13 protein-coding genes are annotated in these 17,991 nt (G+C 64.5%); 8 read left to right on the top strand and 5 right to left on the bottom strand.

The annotated features are described in order from the left end of the window. Positions 1 to 12 precede the first annotated feature (12 nt). Complete coding sequence (locus AC1RRT_RS01165) at positions 13 to 945, bottom strand: DMT family transporter (protein WP_493011815.1); 933 nt, start codon at positions 943 to 945, stop codon at positions 13 to 15. Between the two features lie 145 nt (positions 946 to 1,090). Between AC1RRT_RS01165 and msrA the strand changes: the two genes are divergently transcribed. The 4 genes from msrA to AC1RRT_RS01145 all read left to right on the top strand — a co-directional run bounded on the left by msrA (position 1,091) and on the right by AC1RRT_RS01145 (position 4,561). Then, the gene (msrA, locus tag AC1RRT_RS01160) at positions 1,091 to 1,753 is read left to right on the top strand and encodes a peptide-methionine (S)-S-oxide reductase MsrA (protein ID WP_493011814.1); all 663 of its coding nucleotides are present in this window, start codon (positions 1,091 to 1,093) and stop codon (positions 1,751 to 1,753) included. A 42-nt stretch (positions 1,754 to 1,795) separates the two neighbouring features. Next, positions 1,796 to 2,257 carry an Lrp/AsnC family transcriptional regulator gene (locus AC1RRT_RS01155; protein ID WP_493011813.1) on the top strand — a complete coding sequence of 154 codons (462 nt, stop codon included), beginning with the start codon at positions 1,796 to 1,798 and terminating at the stop codon, positions 2,255 to 2,257. Then, a complete protein-coding gene (locus tag AC1RRT_RS01150) occupies positions 2,254 to 2,883 on the top strand; it encodes a LysE family translocator (protein WP_493011812.1) in 630 nt (209 codons plus the stop codon). The genes AC1RRT_RS01155 and AC1RRT_RS01150 overlap by 4 nt, the downstream gene beginning before the upstream one ends. Positions 2,884 to 2,971: 88 nt before the next feature. Then, a complete protein-coding gene (locus AC1RRT_RS01145; protein ID WP_493015110.1) occupies positions 2,972 to 4,561 on the top strand; it encodes an ABC transporter substrate-binding protein in 1,590 nt (529 codons plus the stop codon). A gap of 56 nt (positions 4,562 to 4,617) precedes the next feature. On the opposite strand, the gene AC1RRT_RS01140 is transcribed toward AC1RRT_RS01145, so the two are convergent. After that, positions 4,618 to 5,388 carry an NAD kinase gene (locus AC1RRT_RS01140; protein WP_493011811.1) on the bottom strand — a complete coding sequence of 257 codons (771 nt, stop codon included), beginning with the start codon at positions 5,386 to 5,388 and terminating at the stop codon, positions 4,618 to 4,620. A gap of 134 nt (positions 5,389 to 5,522) precedes the next feature. Here AC1RRT_RS01140 and AC1RRT_RS01135 point away from each other — a divergent pair, with 134 nt between their 5' ends. Then, positions 5,523 to 7,097: an ABC transporter substrate-binding protein gene (locus AC1RRT_RS01135; protein WP_493011810.1), complete on the top strand. Its 1,575-nt coding sequence runs from the start codon at positions 5,523 to 5,525 to the stop codon at positions 7,095 to 7,097. A gap of 60 nt (positions 7,098 to 7,157) precedes the next feature. Here the strand turns inward: AC1RRT_RS01135 and moaA are convergent, their stop codons facing one another. The 3 genes from moaA to AC1RRT_RS01120 form a co-directional block, all read right to left on the bottom strand. Further along, positions 7,158 to 8,150 carry a GTP 3',8-cyclase MoaA gene (moaA, locus tag AC1RRT_RS01130; RefSeq protein WP_493011809.1) on the bottom strand — a complete coding sequence of 331 codons (993 nt, stop codon included), beginning with the start codon at positions 8,148 to 8,150 and terminating at the stop codon, positions 7,158 to 7,160. Positions 8,151 to 8,227: 77 nt separating this feature from the next. Continuing rightward, complete coding sequence (locus AC1RRT_RS01125) at positions 8,228 to 10,903, bottom strand: bifunctional acetate--CoA ligase family protein/GNAT family N-acetyltransferase (RefSeq protein WP_493011808.1); 2,676 nt, start codon at positions 10,901 to 10,903, stop codon at positions 8,228 to 8,230. A gap of 9 nt (positions 10,904 to 10,912) precedes the next feature. Further along, positions 10,913 to 12,391 carry a lipopolysaccharide biosynthesis protein gene (locus AC1RRT_RS01120; RefSeq protein ID WP_493011807.1) on the bottom strand — a complete coding sequence of 493 codons (1,479 nt, stop codon included), beginning with the start codon at positions 12,389 to 12,391 and terminating at the stop codon, positions 10,913 to 10,915. A gap of 57 nt (positions 12,392 to 12,448) precedes the next feature. Here AC1RRT_RS01120 and AC1RRT_RS01115 point away from each other — a divergent pair, with 57 nt between their 5' ends. The 3 genes from AC1RRT_RS01115 to AC1RRT_RS01105 are packed head-to-tail and all read left to right on the top strand — an operon-like array spanning position 12,449 to position 17,680. Then, a complete protein-coding gene (locus AC1RRT_RS01115; protein ID WP_493011806.1) occupies positions 12,449 to 14,146 on the top strand; it encodes a tetratricopeptide repeat protein in 1,698 nt (565 codons plus the stop codon). Then, entirely contained in the window at positions 14,133 to 16,199 is a 2,067-nt protein-coding gene (locus tag AC1RRT_RS01110) for a tetratricopeptide repeat protein (RefSeq protein WP_493011805.1), read from the top strand. Before AC1RRT_RS01115 ends, AC1RRT_RS01110 begins: the two co-directional genes overlap by 14 nt. Continuing rightward, positions 16,196 to 17,680 (top strand): tetratricopeptide repeat protein, encoded by a 1,485-nt coding sequence (locus AC1RRT_RS01105; RefSeq protein ID WP_493011804.1) that lies wholly within the window; start codon positions 16,196 to 16,198, stop codon positions 17,678 to 17,680. Before AC1RRT_RS01110 ends, AC1RRT_RS01105 begins: the two co-directional genes overlap by 4 nt. The last annotated feature ends 311 nt before the right edge of the window (positions 17,681 to 17,991 follow it).

The raw sequence follows: 17,991 nt of genomic DNA, 5'->3' as shown, positions 1-17,991 counted from the left end.
CGGCGGGAACAACTACTCGGCCGCGGGTCCTGCCTTGGCAGCTTCCTGCTGCGCCTTCAGGCGTTCGCGATGCAGAACGTAAAGGCCGGCACCGACCACGATGACGATGCCGCCGAAGGCCAGTGCATTGGGGATGTCGCCCCAGACCATGAAGCCTGAGACCAGGGCCCAGATCAGGCCGGTGTAGCGGAACGGCCCGACGGTGGCGAGGTCGCCATGGCGGAAGGCATCGACGATCAGCAGATAGCCGCCGACCAGGAAGATGCCGGCGCTGAGCAGCAGCAGGCATTCGCGCCAGCTGACCGAGACCCAGCCTTCGAAAACCGAAAGCGCCAGCGCGCCGGTCAGCACGAAGATCGCATTGGCCAGCGCGATGATCAGCGAGGGAATGCCGGGCGCAATACGCCGCGTGCTGAGGTCGCGCGAGACGATGAAGACGATCGAGGCAAGCGCCACCAGCGAGTAAGCGTTAAAGCCCTCGGCGCGCGGCTGGATGATCAGCAGCACGCCGGTGAATCCGACGGCAACGGCGCTCCAGCGCCGCCAGCCCACCGGCACCTGCAGGAACACGGCCGCCGCCGCGGTCAGCGCCAGTGGGGTCGCCATGTTGATGGCGGTCACGTTGCCGATCGGCATGTGGAACAGCGCCACCAGATAAAGGATGGTCGCCACGATATCGAGGGCGCTGCGGGTCATTACCGCGCGATCGGCGATGCGGCGCAGATGCGAGGCCTGGCCGGTCGCGATGATCAGGCCCAGGATCAGCAGCGCCGCGACGATGTTGCGCATGCTAATCAATTGTCCGGTCGGCACGGTGGTGCTGGCCAGCTTGATCAGGGTGTCGTTGGTGACGAAGGCGGCCATGCCCAGCACCATCGAAATCACGCCACGGCGGGTGCCGGAGCCGAGCAGGCGGGCGTAAAACGGCTGAGAGGAGCTGGACAAGGCGGGACGCAGTGTTGTGACTTTGATTCTTTGAAGCCGCACCCTACCTTTATTGCGTGGTCCCGGAAACCCGGGTTGCCCGCAGGGCAGTCCTGTGCTGAATGCAGGGCTGCTTCCTCAGTCTGTCATAGCCGGGAGATATGTCATGTGGTTCAGCACGCCGCGTCACAAGACGGAATTGCCGCCGCGCGACAAGGCGCTGCCCGGTCGAGCTACGGTCATGCCGGTGCCAGCCAAGCACTTCGTCAACGGCAATGCGCTCAAGGCGCCGTTCCCGGCGGGCATGGAGGTGGCCGTTTTTGGCCTCGGCTGCTTCTGGGGCGCCGAGCGCAAGTTCTGGCAGGCTGGCCCAGGCATCTACAGCACGGCCGTCGGCTATGCCGCCGGCATTACGCCCAACCCGACCTATGAAGAGGTCTGCAGCGGCCTGACCGGACATAACGAAGTGGTGCAGGTGGTCTTTGATCCGCAACAGATTTCCTATGCCGCGCTGCTGAAGGTCTTCTGGGAAAACCATGATCCGACCCAGGGTATGCGGCAGGGCAATGATGTCGGCACGCAGTACCGTTCAGGTATCTACGTGACATCGCCAGAGCAGCGGAAGGCCGCCGAGGCCTCGCTCCGGAGCTACCAGGAGGCCTTGACCAAGGCGAAACGGGGCAAGATCACGACCGAGATTCTCGACGTCCCGGCCTTCTATTACGCCGAGGATTATCACCAGCAGTACCTGGCCAAGAATCCCAATGGATACTGTGGCTTGGGTGGAACCGGGGTGAGCTGCCCGATCGGCCTCGAGGTCGCGTCGTAGATTTTTCTTAACTTTCGTCCATTGGCCATATAAATTGCGGCTATGGACGATTTTGACAGAAAAATACTATGGCATATTCAGGTTTTCGGGCGCAGTTCCTATGCCGAGATCGGGGCGGTGGTTGGCCTCTCCGTCTCGGCGGTGAACGAACGTCTGAAAAAGCTGGAAAAGCAGGGCGTGATTGCCGGCTGGACGGCGCGGGTCGATCCGGCCGCCGCGGGCTGCCCGGTGCTCGCTTTCGTCTATGTGCTGATCGAGCGCCCGGAGCATGAACCCGCCTTCATGGCGCTGGTGCGCGACGAGCCGGCGATCCTGGAATGCCATCATGTGGCCAGCGACTGGTCCTACCTGCTGAAGGTGCGGGCGGCCAGCTTGCTGGCGCTGGAAGAAATCGTGGCGCGCCGCATCAAGGCGCTGCCCGGCATTCCGCGCAGCCAGACTGTCATCGTGCTGTCCACCGCCAAGGAAACCGCCGCGATTCCGATCCCGGCCGCGCAGACATGATCGTCGACATCGACCTGCTGCTGCGCGGCATCCTGCTGGGCCTCGCGGTTGCGATGCCGGTCGGTCCGATCGGCGTGCTGTGCATCCAGCGCAGTCTGACCGGCGGATTCTGGACCGGATTCAGCGGTGGAATCGGCACGGCTGTCGCCGATGCGGTTTATGCCGCGCTGGCCGCCAGCGGTTTTGCCATCCTGGCCGACAGCATCGGATCGGTGCAGGACATCCTGCGCTGGGGCGGGGCGGCCTTCATCCTGTGGCTCGGCTGGAAGACCGTCACGGCACCGGTCGCCGAACAGGCAGTCGGCCTGCCGCAGCAGACCAATCTTTCTCAGCAGGGCCGACCGATACGGCTGTTCGCCGTTACTTTCGTGCTGACCATCAGCAACCCCACAACCATTCTTTCGTTTGCCGCGCTGTTTGCCGGACTGGGGCTGGCGGCGGAGCCGTCACTGGCCGCAGCAGCCTCGGCGGTTGCCGGGGTTTTCATCGGTTCGCTGCTTTGGTGGGCGATCCTGAGCGGCGGAGTCGCCGCCATGCGGCAGCGCATCGGCGGCGCAGCCCGGCGCTGGATCAACCGTGTCGCCGGCGGCGCCCTGATTGTCTTCGCAATTGCACTCGTGATCTAGCCCGGCCCTTGTCTCCGTGGGGCTGAATCGGCAAGCTGCCTCCCCAGTTTGGCGCGACCGACGCGCCATGAATAAGGAGATCACCGTGATGATGATGCGATGGAAAACGCTGGCGGCCGCGACCCTGCTGTCGGCCGGCCTGGCTGCCGCGCCGCTGCTGTCTACCCAGGCACAGGAACTGAAGATCGGCATTTCGACCGAGCCGAGCGCAATGGACCCGCACTATCACAATCTCGGTCCGAACAACCAGATTGCCTTCACCATTTTCGACACCCTGATCTTGCAGGACGAGACCCAGAAGCTGACCCCCGGCCTGGCCGAGAGCTGGAAGGCGCTGAACGACACCACCTGGGAATTCAAGCTGCGCAAGGGCGTGAAATTCCATGATGGCAGCCCGTTCACGGCCGCCGACGTTGTCTTCACCATGGCGCGTCCGGCCAAGGTGCCGAACAGCCCGTCGCCGTTCACGCTGTTCACGCGCTCGATCGGCGAAGTGAAAGTGGTCGACGATTTCACCGTGCACTTCATCACCAAGGCTCCGGCGCCGCTGCTGCCGACCGATGTGAGCCGCGTCGCCATCATGTCGGCCAAGGCCGCCAAGGCCGATGTCGCCGAAGGCATGACCACCGAAGCCCTGGGCAAGGGCGAAGGCCTGGTCGGCACCGGCCCCTACAAGTTCGTCGAGTGGGTGCGCGGCAACCGCCTGGTGCTGACCGCCAACAAGGACTACTGGGGCGACAAGCCGAAGTGGGACAAGGTCACCTATCGTCCGATGTCGAATGACGCCGCCCGTGTGGCCGCGCTGCTCGCCGGCGACGTCGACCTGATCGAGAATCCGCCGCCGGCCGACCTGAAGAAGCTGCGCGAGAACCCGAATGTGAAGATCAGCCAGGCCGTTTCGAACCGCCTGATCTACATCCATCTCGACAGTTTCAGCACGCCGGCCACCGCGGGCATCACCGATGTGACCGACAAGAACCCGCTGAAGGACGTGCGCGTTCGCAAGGCGCTGTCCATGGCGATCAATCGTGAAGCGATCGCGACCCGCATCATGGAAGGCCTGGGCCAGCCGACCGGCGACTTCCTGCCGTCGCCGATGTTCGGCACCCGCAAGGATGCCAAGCCGGAAGCCTACGACGCCGAAGCCGCCAAGAAGCTGCTGGCCGAGGCTGGCTATCCGAACGGCTTCTCGATCACGTTGGGCACGCCGAACAACCGCTACATCAATGATGCGGAAGTGGCACAGGCGGTGGCCTCGCAGTGGACCCGTATCGGCGTGAAGACCAAGGTCGATGCCACCACGGCGACCGTGTTCTTCAAGAACCGCGACGAGTTCAAGTATTCGGCCTATCTGGCCGGCTGGGGTGCGGGCACCGGCGAAATGTCGGACCCGCTGCGCTCGCTGGTGGCGACGCCGATCCGCGAAAAGGGCTTCGGCGGCACTAACAAGGGCCGGTATTCGAATCCGCAGCTGGATGCGATCATCGAGCAGGCGCTGGGCACCGTTGATGACGCCAAGCGCGCCGCGTTGCTGCAGCAGGGTTCGAAGATGGCCATGGATGACCAGGCCCTGATCCCGCTGCATATCGAAGTGACACCCTGGGCGGTCCGCAAGGGCCTCAGCTACAAGGCGCGCGCCGACCAGTATACCTATGCCAATGGCGTGAGCCGCGACTGATCGCGGACCACATCCTGAAACAGCGCCGCGGGAGCGATCCCGCGGCGTTTTTCATTTCAGGCCAAAAACTGTTCGTTGAGGATGCGCTCTTCCAGGCTGTGACCGGCATCGAACAGCAGGGTCAGGGCCAGCTCCGGCGCCTCGCGGATTTCAACCGCCACCACATCGCGCACTTCATTGAAGTCGGCGGTGGCAGAGACCGGCCGCTTGGCGGTTTCCAGGACGTCGATCTTCACAATGGCTGCGCGGCCGAGCAGGGCGCCGCGCCAGCGGCGCGGCCGGAAGGCGCTGATCGGCGTGAGCGCCAGCACGCCCGCCGACAGCGGCAGGACCGGGCCATGGGCAGAGAGGTTGTAGGCCGTGCTACCGGCCGGTGTTGCTACCATCACGCCGTCGCAGACCAGTTCCTCGACGCGCACGCGGCCGTCGATATGGATGCGCAGCTTGGCGGTCTGACGGGTCTGGCGCAGCAGCGCCACCTCGTTGATCGCCAGTGCTTCGTGATGCTCGCCATTCTCTGTGGTGGCGCGCATGCGTAGCGGATGCACGGTGGCGGTGTGCGCCTCGGCCAGCCGCTCGAGCAGGTCATGCTCACGATATTCATTCATCAGGAAGCCGAGCGTGCCCTGGTTCATGCCGTAGATCGGCTTCTGGCTCGTCATATGCTGATGCAGCGTCTGCAGCATGAAGCCGTCGCCGCCCAGCGCCACGATTACATCGGCCTTTTCCGGCGGCGTGTCGCCATAGCGCGACGCCAGCCGCTCGCGGGCGGCTTCGGCTGTCTCGCCGCGCGCGGCGACGAATGCAATCTTCTTGAATCGGCTCATCGGGGGAGTATAGCGGCCGGACAGGGGGGCGCCAGCCCCGTGCCGGCAGTCGAAGGCCGGTCCTGCGCCTTGCCAGAGTGTGACAGGGGCGGCAAGCTTGCCTCATGATCACGCTTTCCCAAAGGACCTGGGCCATGACGGCGATGCTGCGACTTGCGATGACAATTCTGTGCTTCGGCCTGCTGGCTGCCGCGAGTCCCGCCCGGGCGCAGGACTTGAAGATCGGACTGTCCACCGAGCCGAACTCGATGGACCCGCATTACTTCAACCTGACCGCCAACAACCAGATCGCCTATTCGATCTTCAATACCCTGATCACGCAGGACGAGACGCAGAAGCTGACGCCCGGCCTGGCCGAAAGCTGGGCGGCCGTGGATGACACGACCTGGGAGTTCAAGCTGCGCAAGGGTGTGAAGTTCCATGACGGCTCGGCCTTCACGGCGGCCGATGTCGCCTTCTCGATGGCGCGCACCGCCAAGGTGCCGAACAGCCCGTCGCCCTTCACGGTCTTTGCCCGCGCCTTCTCCGAGCTGAAGATCATCGACGATCACACCATCCGCTTCATCACCAAGGGCCCGACGCCGCTGCTGCCCAACGATCTCAGCCGCGTCGCCATCATGTCCGCGAAAGCCGCCAAGGCCGATGTCGCCGAGGGCATGACCACCGAGAATCTGAACAAGGGCGAGGGCCTGGTCGGGACCGGACCTTACAAGTTCGTCGAATGGACGCGCGGTAACCGCCTGGTGCTGGCCGCCAATCCCGACTACTGGGGCGGCAAGCCGAAATGGGCGACCGTGACCTATCGCCCGATGTCGAACGATGCCGCGCGCGTGGCCGCGCTGCTGGCCGGTGATGTCGACATGATCGAGAATCCGCCGCCGGCCGACATGAAGAAGCTTCGCGAGAATCCCAATGTGAAGATCAGCGACGTGGTGTCGAACCGCCTGATCTACATCTCGCTGGATGTGGGCGAGCCGACGGCGGGTATTCCCGATACCGATGGCAAGAACCCGCTGAAGGACGTGCGCGTGCGCAAGGCGCTGTCGCTTGCCATCAACCGCGAGGCGATCGCCAGCCGCATCATGGAGGGCCTGGGCAAGCCGGTGGGCGATTTCCTGCCCACGCCGATGTTCGGCACGCGCCCCGATGCCAAGCCCGATCCCTATGATGCCGAGCAGGCCAAGAAATTGCTGGCCGAGGCCGGTTATCCGAACGGCTTCACCATCACCATCGGTTCGCCGAACAACCGCTACATCAACGATGCCGAAGTGGCGCAGGCGATCGCCTCGCAATGGACCCGCATCGGCGTGAAGGCCAAGGTGGAAGCCGTGAACGCCACCGTGTTCTTCAAGAATCGCGACGAGTTCAAGTATTCGGCCGGCCTGGTCGGCTGGGCAGCAGGCACCGGCGAGATGTCGAACCCGCTGCGCTCGATCGTCACCACGGTGAACCGCGAGAAGGGATACGGCACGGCGAACAAGAGCCGCTATTCCAATCCGGCGCTGGATGCGATCGTCGAGCAGGCGATCGGCACGGTGGACAATGCCAAGCGCGAAGCGCTGCTGCAGCAGGGCTCGAAGATGGCGCTGGATGACCAGGCGCTGATCCCGCTGCATATCGAGGTGACGAGCTGGGGTCTGCGCAAGGGCTTCAGCTATCGCGCGCGCGCCGACCAGTACACGCTGGCCAATGGTGTGAGCAAGGATTGAGGGATGTGAGCGGCCGGCGGCTTTGATCAGGCGCCAGTCTTGATCAACCGCCGGTCTTGATCACCCGCCAGTCAGGCTCATATGCCGCGGCACGGCGACGGCCGGCTGGCGGCGGTCAATGATGAAGTCATGGCCCTTGGGTTTGCGGGCGATGGCGTCGCGGATGGCGGTTTCCAGCGGTGCGTCGCTTTCCGACATCCGCAGCGGCGTGCGCAAGTCGGCGGCATCGTTCTGGCCCAGGCACATATAAAGCGTGCCGGTGCAGGTCAGCCGCACCCGGTTGCAGCTTTCGCAGAAATTATGGGTCATCGGCGTGATGAAGCCGAGCCGCCGGCCAGTTTCCTTCACGGTGTAATAGCGCGCCGGACCGCCGGTCTTGTAATCGGTGTCTTCCAGCGTCCATTTGCGCTGGATCTGGCCGCGCGCCATCGAGAGCGGCATATACTGGTCGAGGCGGACGGCTTCGCCCATCTCACCCATCGGCATCACCTCGATCAGCACGAGATCGAAGCCTTCGTCGCCACACCAGGCGATCAGGTCGTCGAATTCCATGTCGTTGACGCCGCGCAGTGCCACGGCGTTGATCTTGACATGCAGGCCGGCCGCCTTGGCCGCCTTCAGGCCGGCCATCACCTTGTCGAGCTTGCCCCAGCGGGTCAGCGCGGTGAACTTGTCGGGATCCAGCGTGTCGAGCGAGACGTTGATCCGTTTCACGCCAGCGGCGGCGAGGCCGTCCGCGTATTTCTCAAGCTGGCTGCCATTGGTGGTAAGCGTCAGCTCGTCCAGGGCGCCGGTCTTCAGGTGGCGGCCGAGGTTGTCGATCAGGGTCATGATGCCGCGGCGCACCAGCGGCTCGCCGCCGGTCAGGCGCAGCTTGCGCACGCCCATGCGCACGAAGGCCGAGCAGGCCCGGTCGAGTTCCTCCAGGCTGAGCACGTCCGCCTTGGGCAAAAAGGTCATGTCCTCCGCCATGCAGTAGACACAGCGGAAGTCGCAGCGGTCGGTGACCGATACGCGCAGGTAGGAAACAGTGCGGCCGAAGGGATCAAGCATCGTGGCGCTTAAGATAGTGAGGGGGCGGGGGCGGGGCAACCCCGCGCCGCACCAGCGCAGATGCAGCAAAAAGGCGGTTATTCGAGCGGCAACCGCACTTCCACGACATCGTGACCCAGGCTGCCGGTGCTTTTGAAGCCCAGTTCGGTGGCCAGCGCCCGCATGGCCTGGTTTTCCCGCAGGATGTCGCCCACGATTTCGCGCGTGCCGCGCTGGCGGCAGTAGGCGATAATCTTTCGCATCAGGATTTCACCCAGCCCCTGGCCCTTCATGTCGGTGCGCACCAGCACGGCGAATTCGGCGCGCTGATTGTCTGGGTCGGTGATCGCCCGCACCACGCCCAGCGTCTCGGCATGGCCGTCCGGTTTCATGCGGGTGGCGATGAAGGCCATCTCGCGCTCGTAGTCGATCTGGGTGAAGCGCGCCATTTCCGAATGCGGCAGGCTGCGCATGGGCGAGAAGAAGCGCAGGCGGTAATCCTCGGCCGAGACGCGGCTGACGAAATCCGCATGCGTAGGCTCGTCTTCCGGACGGATCGGCCGCAACAGGACCTTGTCGCCATCGCGCAGTTCAACAGTTTCTTCCAAACCGCTGGGATAGGGACGGATGGCGAGGCGGTCATGGCCAGTGACGGCGCTGGGCCGGATCACCATGCGGGCATCCAGCGCAATCATGCCCTGATCGTCGGCATAGAGGGGATTGATATCCAGTTCGGCGATCTCGGCATGATCGGAGATCAGTTGTGCGACGCGGATGATCAGCGCCGCCAGGGCCTCGCGGTCGACCGGCGGGAAATCCCGATAGCCTGCCATCAGCCGGCTGATCTTGGTCCGGTCGATCAGGTCCTGCGCCAGATGCATGTTGAGCGGCGGCAGGGCTACGGCGCGGTCTCCGATCACTTCGACGCCGACGCCGCCCTGGCCGAACATGATGGCGGGACCGAAGATCGGATCGGTCAGAGCCCCGACGATCAGCTCGTGCGCCCGCGGGCGGCGGATCATCGCCTGGATGCTGAAACCGTCCAGCCGCGCCTCCGGTCGGTGCTGGCGCACGCGCTTGAGCATCGCTTCGGCAGCAGCCAGTAGTTCCGCTTCACTGCTGAGATTGAGCGCGACGCCGCCGACGTCTGACTTATGCGTGATGTCTGGCGACAGGATTTTCAGAGCGACCGGATACCCGATGCGTTTGGCTGCTTCCACGGCATCCGCCGGCGTTGCCGCTGCCTCGGTCGCCACCGTGGGAATGCCGTAGGCGGCCAGGATGCGCTTGCCCTCGATTTCATTCAGCATGCTTCTCTGCTCCGCCATGGCCGTGGCGATGACGGTGCGGACGGCGGCATGGTCGGGCGTGAAGTCTTCCGGCATCTCTGCCGGCGTCTCCATCAGATTCTTCATGTTGCGCCGGTAATCGACCATCAGCATGAAGGCGCCGATGGCGGCGTCGGGCGTGTCATAGGAGACCAGGCCGGCCTCGGCAAAGGCCTTGCGTGCCGGCATGATGGATTCGCCGCCCGACCAGCAAGTCAGGATATTCTTGGTGGTGCCGCGCGCAGCCTCGATCACTGCCTTTGCCGGTTCGAGCGGCGGTGCGATGGCTGTGGGCGCGTGCATCACCAACACCGCGTCCACACCGGGATCGGTCATCACGGCATGCAGGGCGAGGGCATAGCGCTCCGGCGACGCATCGCCGATGATGTCGATCGGATTGTCATGCGACCAGGTCGCAGGCAAGACGCGGTCCAGTGCGGCCATGGTGATGGGGTTGAGGTCGGCCAGCGTTCCGCCATGCTCGATCAGGGCGTCCACCGCCATCACGCCGGGCCCGCCGCCATTGGTGACGATGGCCAGCCGTTCGCCGGGCAGCCTGCGGCTTCGTGCCAGCGTCTCAACGGTATCGAATAGTTCTTCAATGCCATTCACGCGCAGGATGCCGGCGCGGCGCAGGGCCGCGGTATAGACATCGTCGCCACCCGCCAGTGCGCCCGTATGCGAGGCGGCAGCTTGCGCCGCACGCGCATTGCGGCCGGATTTCACCGCGACGATTGGCTTGCTACGGGCCGCGGCGCGCGCGGCGGACATGAATTTGCGCGCATTCTTCACGGACTCGATATAGAGCAGGATGGCGCGGGTTTGTGGATCGGTCGCCAGATAGTCGATGATGTCGCCGAAATCCACGTCGGCGGAATCACCGACGGAGAGGAAGTGACTGAAGCCGATGCCATGCTGCTTTGCCCAGTCGAGCACGATGGTGCAGAGCGCGCCGGACTGGCTGACGAAAGCCAGTTGACCGGGCTGGGCATTGGCATGGGCAAAGCTGGCATTCAGGCGCAGGCCGGGAATGATCAGGCCGATGCAGTTCGGGCCCAGGATGCGCAGCAGATGCGGCTTGGCGGCATCCAGCATCGCCTGTTGCAGCGTGCGGCCATCGGCGAGCGACGCCGACAGGCCCGCCGTCAGCACGACGGCGGCCCGGCAGCCGATGGCGCCCAGCGCCTCGATCTGCTCCGGGATGGTTTCGGCCGGGGTGGCGATCACCGCCAGATCGGGTGCCGCCGGCAGGGCTTTGACCCCGGCGTAGCAGCGCAGGCCCTGCAGGCTGCGGTATTTCGGATTGACCGGCCAGATCGCGCCGTTGAACCCGCTGCTGACCAGATTGTCGAGCACCACGGTACCGACCTTCGCAGGTCGGTCGGATGCGCCGATCACGGCGACGGATTTCGGGGCGAACAGTTTGTCGAGGTTGCGAATCGTCATGTGCAGGCACTATAGCCGATTGGTGACATCGAGATGACGGGCGAGCGGCAGCATCAGTAATAACACCCCAGCAATGGTCAGACCGCCGAGCCAGATCGGCAACGGGCCAAGAACGACCATGATAGCGCTGGCGCAGGCCAGCAGCAGCCCCATCATGACGGCTGCGATCGATACGGTCTGCGGGCAGTCGCGCCAGGCGGCAATGCCGAGCGCGACGGTGGCGGCCAGGTTGGCGGCCATCATGGCAAACGCCATGCCGGTGAGGCCGGCCAGCCGTGAGGCGGGCCAGGCCAACAGCAGGAAGACGGCCAGCGTGAACAGGTTGTTGCTGACCGACCAGCCCGTGTGTCCGCTGCGCAGGATGCCGGCGGTGAGTGGCGACTTGGCAGTCAGCACCACGCGCATCAGCAGCAACAGCGCAAAGGCGCCGGCGGTCTGCGGCATCGCGTCATGCGCCAGAACCGTCATCAGCCATGGCTGGGTGGCCAGCATGATCACGGCCAGCAGCGCGGAGACGCCGAGCACCAGGCTGCTGACCTGCCCGACGATACGCGTGGCTTCCGGGCGGCGCAGTGCGTGATGCACGAGGCCGCCCCAGGCGGTGAGAAAGGGCAGGGCGAAGACGGCTTCGAACAATGTCGTGACGCGACTGATCACCATGAACTGGCCGGCGGCTTCGATGGAGACGAGCGCGGCGAGGGCGAAGCGGCAGAGCGTGTCCAGGCTGTAGCGCAGCACCAGCCCCAGCATCATGGGAAAGCCGTAGCGCAAGAGGCGCAGGCTCTCGCTGCGGTCGATACTGATCCTGATCCGGCTGCCCACGAGGAACAGCGCAATAATGGTGGAAAGCGTCAATGCGACGACCTGGGCAGCGATCAGGCCGGGCAGGCCATAGTCCTTGATGGCCACCAGCCAGACACTGAGCAGCAGCCACAGCGCCAGATGCGACACGGTGATAACGCCCGACATCCAGACATGGCGGCTGGCCCGCAGTTCGGTCAGCAGCACGGTGAACAGGCCGGCCTCCAGCATCAGCGGCACCAGCAGCCAGGCCATCGGCAGGGTCGCGGCATCGAACAGCGCCATGACGTCGCTGCTGGCGAACAGGGCGGCCATCAGGAGGCCGGTGCCGAGACCGGCGACCGTGACCAGAATCAGCGCATTACCGAGCAGGCGTGGGCGATGGCTGGCATCCGACTGGGCATAATAATAAAGGTAGGCGAATTTCATGCCGAGCAGGCTGAACGTGCCGCCCTGCACCTGCGCGGTCTCGACCAGGCTGTAGAGACCGATGTCTTCGGGTGAGAGATAGGCTGTAATCAGGGGCAGCAGCAGAAGGTTGCCCAGGCTGAGCAAACCCAGTGAAATCAGGTAGCCGGAAAAATCATGCATCAGGGCCCGGGTGAAGGCGGCAGCGCCCTCCAGCCGCTCCGGTGCCCCGATATGGGCGGCAGGCGGGGGGGCGGCAGTAGCCTCGGGCAGGCTCAAAGGGCTTCTCCGGGTATTACGAATGCCTTAACGCTCATGGCATAAATCCAGACTACCATGCAGCCTGATCGGATTGCCGCGAAAATCTTGAAGACCCTGCAAGCCGCCAAGGCGTTGCAGGCAGCGCGACGTTTTGACGAGGCGCGTCGTATCTGTGCGCTGGTGCTGACGGCTGACCCGCGGAATTACAAGGCCAAGCAGCGGCTGGGTCTGATCGCTACGGCGGAAGGCAAGCTGACCGAGGCGGCCGAGCATTTCGCCGAGTCCGTCGCGCTGGCGCCCGACGATCCTTATACAGTGCGCATGCTGGCGAGAACCTGGCGCGTGCTGCGGCAGCCGGAGAAGGCTGAAGCGGTACTGGACCGTATGATGCCAGCCTTGCCAGCCGATGCCGATCTGCTGCTTGAAAAAGCCCGTTGCAGGATCGACCGCAAGATGCCCGCCGAAGCCGGGCCTTATCTCGAGCAGGCCATTGCGCTCAGCCCCGATCATGCAGAGGCGCATTGTTTCCTCGGCCTGGTCAAGCGCAAGACCGGTGACAAGTCCGGTGCTTTTGCCGCTTTCCAGACCGCACTGGCGTTCGACCCGTCCAATACCATGGCGCTGAATGGAAGCGGCAACGACCTGCTGGAGCGCGAGCAGTTCGCCGAAGCGATTTCCTATTATCGCAGGGCGCTGCAGGTGCAGCCCCTGTTTCTCGAGGCCGAGAAGAACCTCGCCTACACGCTGAGCCTGACCGATGATATGACGGGCGCGCGTGCGGCTTTCGAGCAGGTGCTGCAACAGCATCCAGATAACGCTGAAGCGCAGATGGATTATGGCCTGTTCCTGTTGTCGCTGGGGGATTACGCGGCTGGCTGGCGCGCCTTTGAAGGCCGCTGGGGCTTCAAGGACTACAGTGAAAAAAACTGGGGCGAGGGCATTCCGCGCTGGGACGGCTCGCCACTGGATGGCCGGCGATTGTTGCTGTGGGGCGAGCAGGGCATTGGCGACCATATTCTCTATGGCACCATGCTGCGCGACGTCATCCGGCGTGCAGCCGGGCCGGTTATCATCGCGGTCGAAAAACGGCTGGCGCCGCTGTTCGCGCGTTCGCTGGGCGGAGATGATGTCCAGGTGGTGGAGCGCGGTGCGGCAGTCGCGGCTGATGTACAATGTCCCTTCGGCAGCATGGGGCAGATGACAGTGGATGGACCGGAAACCCGCGGCGGCCAATATCTGAAGGCTGATCCGCAGCGCGTGGCCGAACTCCGGTCGCGCTACGCCGCGCTGGGCCGGCTAGGCGACAAGCTGATCGGCCTGTCGTGGCGCAGCATCAACTGGCATATCGGGTCTTACAAGAGTCTTGATCTTGAGGCGCTGCTGCCGGTGCTACAGCGGCCGGGAACGGTCTGGGTCAACCTGCAGTATGGCGATGTGAACAAGGAGATCGCCCTGCTGGCCAAGCGCCATGGCATCACGGTTTACGAAGATGAGGCGGTCGATCCGACCAATGACCTGGATGGCCTGGCGGCGCAGATCATGGCGCTGGATGGCGTTGTGAGCACCAGCAACTCCACGGTGCATTTCGCCGGTGGACTGGGCAAACCCTGTCTGGTGCTGCTGCCCTATGGTCGCGGCCGGCTGTGGTACTGGCCGCGCCATGGTGAGCGCACGCCCTGGTATGACTCGTTGCGGCTGATTCGTCAGCCGGCGCCGCGTGAGTGGTCGTCCGTGCTGCAGACCGTGAAGGAGGGGCTCGATGGCCTCGCCTGAAACACGGTTGGAAGCTGCACGTCTGCTGCGCGCCGGCGTGCAGGCGCATGGACGGAATGATCTCGCCGGCGCACGTCAGCAATACGAGGCGGCGCTGGCGCTGGCGCCTGAGCAGCCCGATGCCCTGCATCTGCTCGGCGTGGTCGCCGATCAGGAGGGGCGGCATCAGGAGGCTGTCGATCTGATCCGCCGCGCTATCGTGCACTCACCGCAGGCTGCAGTCTTTCACGGCAATCTGGGAACGGCGCTGCTGGCGTTGAATGATGCAGCGGGCGCGGAGGGTGCATATCGCCAGGCCGTGACGCTGGATGCGTCTTACGCCGAAGGCCATCTCAACCTCGGCAACCTGATGCGCCGCAAGGGCAACGATGATGCGGCCTCGGCGGCTTATCGCACCGTGTTGGCGCTGGAGCCGCAGAACGTTGCCGCCGTTACCGGCCTGGCCGGCATTCTGGTCGCGCATCGCCAGGGCGGGGAGGCACTGCCGCTTCTGACCGCGGCCATTCATGCCAACCCCGCAGTGGCCGAGCTGCGCGATCTGGCTGGCTGTGCGCTGCGTCATCTTGGTCGCTATGCCGATGCCGCGCTGCATCACCGCAAGGCCCTGGCCATCGCACCGGACAATCCGGTCTATCGCGAGAACTATGCCGCCACGCTGGTGAAGAGCGGCAGCATCAAGGCCTATCAGGATGCCACACGCGAATTCGAGGCCGTGCTGGCGTTGAATCCGGACCGCATCAGCGCACTGTTCGGGCTGGGATCGACCTTGATCAAGGAGCAAAAGCCCGCAGCGGCGCTGGCGCCGCTGCGCCACGCGCTGGCATTGGATGGCGAACGCGTCGAGGTGCTGATCAATCTGTCCATCGCGCTGGCCTATACCGGGGAGATAACCGAAGCACTGACCTATTGTGAGCGCGCCCTGGCGATCGCGCCGGACGACTGCCTGGTGCTGACCCATCGCGGCACGATCCGCGAGCATGCCGGACAGTATGAAGATGCAGTGGCGGATTATGCGGCGGCGATCGATGCGCAGGGCCACCGCACGCCGGAAACGGTGGCCGACGCGCGCCTCAAGCATTCCCTGCTGCTGCTGTCGATGGGGCGTCTTGCCGAGGGCTGGCCACTTTACAGTGCTCGCATGGCGGCCGAACGCGCCGATCCGCGCGGCAAGATTCTGGCGGACCTGCTGCCAGCCTGGGATGGTGTTGTGCGGTCCGGGCAAAAGATTCTGGTCTGGGGCGAGCAGGGTATCGGCGATCAGGTGATCTATGCCGCCATGCTGCCCGAGCTGGCGGCGCGCGGCGCGTCGGTCCGCTTCGCCTGCGATCCGCGACTGGTTGATCTCTTTCGGCGTTCCTTCCCGCAGCTCGATGTCGTGCCGGCAGTCGAAGGTAGGTTGCAGGATGTGGCGAAGACCGCTGATGTGCAGATCGGTCTGGGCGATCTGGGCGTCATCCTGCGGCCCACGCTCGCGGCCTTTCCGCCGGCGCAAGCCTATCTCCGTCCTGATCCTGCCCTGGTGGAGGAATTCCGCGCGCGCTATCGCGGCCACGGCAAGGCACGCGTGATCGGGTTGACCTGGCGCAGCAAGAACCAGTTCTACGGGCGATACAAAAGCATCGATCTGGAGGACTGGGCGCCGCTGTTCCGCCACAAGGACACTCTGTTCGTCGACATGCAGTATGGCGATACCAGCGCCGAACGGCAGGCCGTGCAGGAGCGCTTCGGTGTCACCATCCTGCATGACGACACAGTCGATGCAATGAATGACCTCGACCGCTATGTCGCACAGGCCGCAGCCCTCGATCTGGTGATCGGCACCAGCAACAGCGGCCTGCATCTGGCCGCCGCGGCCGGACGCCCCTGCTGGGGTCTGCTGCCGGGCGGCGTAGGGCGTCTGTGGTACTGGTTCATCGAACGCAGCGACAGTCCGTGGTATCCGCAGGTGAAACTGTTCCGGCAATCGCGTGGCGGCAGCAGTGACGACTGGGCCGCGACCATCGGTGATGTCGATGCTGCGCTGACGCGTTTTCTGTCGCAGGGTGACGCATGAGCGCCGAGATCGGTCGTCTGCTGCAGCAGGGCGTGAGCTTTCACCAAGACGGCAATCTGAAGGCCGCGCGCGACTGCTATGAAGCTGTGCTGCGCGGCAATCCGGATCAGGCCGATGCACTGCATCTTCTGGGTGTCATCACCGACCAGGAAGGCCGCCATGACGAGGCCGTCGCGCTGATCCGCCGCGCCATCGCCATCGTGCCGCATGAAGCATCCTTCCACGGCAATCTCGGCACGGCCCTGTTGGGCCAGAATGCTTTCGATGCGGCCGAGGTGGCCTATCGCCATGCTGTGACGCTCGATCCCGCCTATGCCGAAGGACATTACAATCTGGCCAACTTGCTGCGGCGGCGCGGCGCGACTGAAGATGCGCGTGCGGCGTTCGAGAGGTCACTGTCCCTGCAGCCCGCTCATCTGCAGGCCCGCAACAACCTCGCCATGCTGCTCTGGGAAGACATTGGCGACATGGCACTGGCGCGGCAACAGTTCGACCTGCTGTTGCGGGTCGCGCCGGACTGGCCGGCCGGCCGCATGAACCATGGTCTGTTCCTGCTGGCCGCCGGCGATTATGGCGCGGGCTGGGAGGAATACGAGTGGCGCTGGCGCAATCCCGCTTATGCCGAGCGCGACTGGGGGCTGGGCCTGCCGCGTTGGACGGGTGAGTTGTTGAAGAATGGCGGCGCCTTGCTGGTCTGGGGCGAGCAAGGCGTCGGCGACCAGATTCTCTATGGCACCATGCTGCGCGATGCTCAGCGCCGCTGCGGTAGCGCGCTGGTTGTGGCCGTCGATGCCCGACTGGTGAGCCTGTTCTCCCGCAGCCTGGCCGGCAGCGGCATCACCGTGGTCGCACGCGGCATGGCCGTGCCGGCGGCTGTGGCGCAATGTCCCTTCGGCAGCATTGGCCGCTGGCTGCGCGGCACTGAGACCGACTTTGAAGCCGCTGCGACGCCTTATCTCAAACCCGATCCGGCGAGACTGGCGGCCCTGCAGGCGGACTACCGCTCTCAGGCGAATGGACGGACAGTGGCGGGCCTGTCATGGCGCAGTGGCAATACCAGCATCGGCCAGGACAAGAGCATTCCGCTGCCGGACCTGCTGCCGCTGCTGGAGCGTGACGACGTCTTCTGGGTCTCGCTGCAGTATGGCGATGTGGCCGGTGATCTGGCCTGGCTGCGCGGGCAGGGAAGTGCCATCCATCATGACCCGGCCATCGACAGCCTGCGCGACATGGATGGCTTTGCCGCCCAGGTGGCCGCGCTCGACCGGGTGGTCACGGTCAGCAATACGGCGGTCCATGTGGCCGGTGCCCTGGGCGTGCCGACCGATCTGCTGCTGGCGGCGGGGCGTGGGCGGCTGTGGTACTGGCCGGCCCAGGGTTCTACCAGCCGCTGGTACGCCACCGTGACCCTCCGGCGGCAGTCCCAATCGGGCGATTGGCAGGGGCCGGTGAAGGGCCTCACGGACGAGGTCGTCGGCTAAACCACTGATTTTGCGGTAAACAATTGATTAATTTCGGCTAACAAAGCTGTTACCTGCCCAAAAACGCAGTAAAACGCCGTTGACTCCGGCCAAACGCGCTGCTTTAAAGCAAAGGACCTCAAAAGAGGTTCTATCTATTAATCCTAGAACAGGAGAACGTAATCATGCCGAATTCAGTCAATACCAACGTTGGCGCCCTCGTCGCCCTTTCGTCTCTGCGCGGCCTCAACGCCGAGCTCGACAAGACCTCCAAGAAAGTTCAGACCGGTTTCAAGGTTGCCGACGCTTCGGACGACGCGGCCGTGTTCGCC

Source organism: Ferrovibrio sp. GW821-FHT12B10 (assembly GCF_058807515.1).
Note: the sequence above shows the minus strand (reverse complement) of the source record. Positions and strands in the feature narration are given on the sequence as shown.